The following is a 2,603-nucleotide window of genomic DNA, read 5'->3' on the forward strand; positions in this document are numbered from 1 at the left end:
TCACCGTTTCCGGCTCATCGAAAACGAAGCCGTTTTTGACCAGCAAACGGGAGAGATCCGGGAGATCATCGTGCTGGCGAGTTTTCCACTCAACTTCCTCGATGCTCGGATCCGCAGAGAAGTAGGCCAGCGCCTCCCCGATGAGCGCTTCCAGGTCTAGTTCGGGCGCGATGGATCGATAAGTGACAAACCCCTGGCCAGGGTACTTAGCCAGCCACAGCGGCCCCAGACGGATGTAGCTGGAGGCCGACTCCACCTCTGCGGACGTGCGCAGCTGCTGGTCATAGAGGTCACGAAAATCAGAATGAATCATTGGGAGCAAGTGTGGCAGCGGGCGGAGAGTGGGTCAATAGCGTGGGGAATTGACGGTCCACACCCTTGACAGTTATGTAAGCTGACACTTACTCTTTAGTCATGGACGGATTCGAAGCCCTCGCTGACCCCACCCGAAGGAAGATCATCCAGCTGGTGGCCACCGGTCCCCGTCCCGCCGGTGAGATTGCACGGCATTTTTCCGTCTCCCGTCCCGCCATCTCACAGCACCTCAACATCCTTTCCGCGAGCGAGATTTTAGAGGTCGAACCTCGCGGACGACAACGCATCTACTCACTGAACAAAGACGCCCTCGAGGGACCCTTAATTTGGCTCGAAGCTCAGCGACAACGTTGGAACGCAGCTCTCGACCGACTCGAGTCCGAAATGAAAAAGGAAGGCTAATCATGACCTCAAAAACGGACGATCCGGGGCTTCATCGCGGCTCCCTCGGCATCGGCAAAGACGGATCATTCCAGATCCACTTCGAGCGACATTTCCCATTTTCCCCATCGGTTGTATGGCAGTGGTTAGTCGATCCCGACAAACTCTCCAAGTGGCTGCCAGGGTCCACCATTTCACCCCTTGTCGGCGGACAAGTCCTGTACGACTTCGGCGACGAAGGTCAAGCCACCGGCGACGTCATCTCGCTTCAAGCGCCTACAACTGGGGCTGGCCACCTAGAGCATTCGTGGAACTGGGATGGAGTACCCACGCCTTCCATCGTGAAATGGGAGATTCAACCAACTGCCGATGGCTCCAGGCTTTCCCTGAATCACCGCGAGGTCCCGAGGGAACCCGCCAGGGAGTTCGGAATGGGCTGGCACATGATCCTCGACTCACTACAGCTTGCTGTTTCCGGATCTGCCGTCGACGAAGCCTGGAACCTCGATGAGGAAACCATCGCGTACTACGTGAATGATGACTAGTCGCCACCCAGCACATTGATCCGTGAGCTCAGCTGACGGAATTCAGGGGCCCAGGTTGTTGGCCCCTACGTAGATCTCCCACCTCGATCTGCCCAGTATGCCTGGCTCCCAGAACCTCAAGGGGCGACCCGCGATGCGGCTGTCGCTCTCAAAACGCCTCCAAGCATTCATAAACCGCCAAGATTACCTTCGCCTTTTGATGAAACTCCTTCTCCTCTTTCCGGGATTCAGGCCCCCACACACAGTTAGATGCAGCGGTATCATTGGCGCCAGTTGCAATCCTCCCTCGGATACCCCTTGGAGCGAATACTGCACCTCGTATGACCCAGAAAACCGCGCTGGCGTCTACGCCGCGCGATACTCCACTCCCCACAAACTCAGACCACTTCAAGGAAGTAGAGATGAAAGCAATAGGTTTGACGAGCTATGGCGGCCCCGACGTGCTGCACACGGTTGAGCTGCCGACCCCTGAGCCCGGCACGGGCGAGATTCGGTTGCGGGTTAAGGCGGCCGCGATTCACCCCGCTGACGTGATGCTGCGCCAAGGCGCATTAGCTGAGTGGTACAGCGACACCCCCCAACCCTATGTCCCCGGTATGGATGTTTCTGGGGTCGTCGATGCCATCGGCCCCGGTGTTGATGAATCCAGCGACCTGACACTCGGCACAGACGCGGTGGCGCTAGTCAACAGCTTCGGCACTCACGGCGGGTACAGCGAATACGTGGTGCTGCCTGCCGAGTCGGTAACGAAAGCACCGCTCGGTTCCAGCGCTGAGCAGGCCGCCTCTTTCCTCATGCCCGCACTTACCGCTCGGGCCGGGTTGGATCTACTCGGCCTTAACAAGGGCGACTCGCTATTGGTGGCAGGTGCCGGCGGTGCTGTGGGCCGCTTCGTCGTCGCCCTCGCTCATGCCGACGGTCTCCGGGTGATTGCGTTGGCTGCCGACAGGGACCTCGACCTGATGCGTCGCTTGGGGGCCGATGATTTCGTGCCGCGGAGCGCTGAGTTTCTCCAACAGATGCAGATCACGGCCCCCAGTGGAGTGGACGGCCTGTTCGACACAACTCCGGCACACGAGCAGCACCTACCTGTCGTGCGCGACGGTGGCCGCGTCGTGTCAACGCGAACTGATCTGGGCAACCTGGACCGAGGCATCACGTCGGCCATGGTCAACGTCCGCCAGCACATGACCGATCACGCTGCCATCGTCGGCCTGCGTGACCTGGCCGAGGCGGGAGTACTTCCGTTAGATGTGGCCGCCGCCTACCCTGCCGCCGATGCTGTCGAAGCTCATCGAAGGTTCGACGCCGGGCAGGTGAACGGTCGCATTGTGCTCACGTTCTGATGCGTCGACCTCGAAC

Annotated in this window: 3 protein-coding genes and 1 pseudogene; 3 read left to right on the forward strand and 1 reads right to left on the reverse strand. The window is 59.5% G+C overall.

Translation table 11 applies throughout. From position 1 onward, the window contains the following. Positions 1-313, reverse strand: a pseudogene (locus VVR27_RS11520) (GNAT family N-acetyltransferase); the annotation flags it as partial. Between the two features lie 101 nt (positions 314-414). Here VVR27_RS11520 and VVR27_RS11525 point away from each other — a divergent pair. The 3 genes from VVR27_RS11525 to VVR27_RS11535 all read left to right on the forward strand — a co-directional run bounded on the left by VVR27_RS11525 (position 415) and on the right by VVR27_RS11535 (position 2,587). Then, positions 415-717 carry a metalloregulator ArsR/SmtB family transcription factor gene (locus VVR27_RS11525; RefSeq protein ID WP_237203341.1) on the forward strand — a complete coding sequence of 101 codons (303 nt, stop codon included), beginning with the start codon at positions 415-417 and terminating at the stop codon, positions 715-717. A gap of 2 nt (positions 718-719) precedes the next feature. Next, positions 720-1,241 (forward strand): SRPBCC domain-containing protein, encoded by a 522-nt coding sequence (locus VVR27_RS11530; protein ID WP_237203340.1) that lies wholly within the window; start codon positions 720-722, stop codon positions 1,239-1,241. A gap of 320 nt (positions 1,242-1,561) precedes the next feature. Continuing rightward, positions 1,562-2,587 (forward strand): NADP-dependent oxidoreductase, encoded by a 1,026-nt coding sequence (locus VVR27_RS11535; RefSeq protein ID WP_237203339.1) that lies wholly within the window; start codon positions 1,562-1,564, stop codon positions 2,585-2,587. Positions 2,588-2,603 lie beyond the last annotated feature (16 nt).

The organism is Rothia sp. LK2492 (assembly GCF_040946345.1).
GTDB classification, from domain to species: Bacteria; Actinomycetota; Actinomycetes; order Actinomycetales; family Micrococcaceae; genus Rothia; species Rothia endophytica.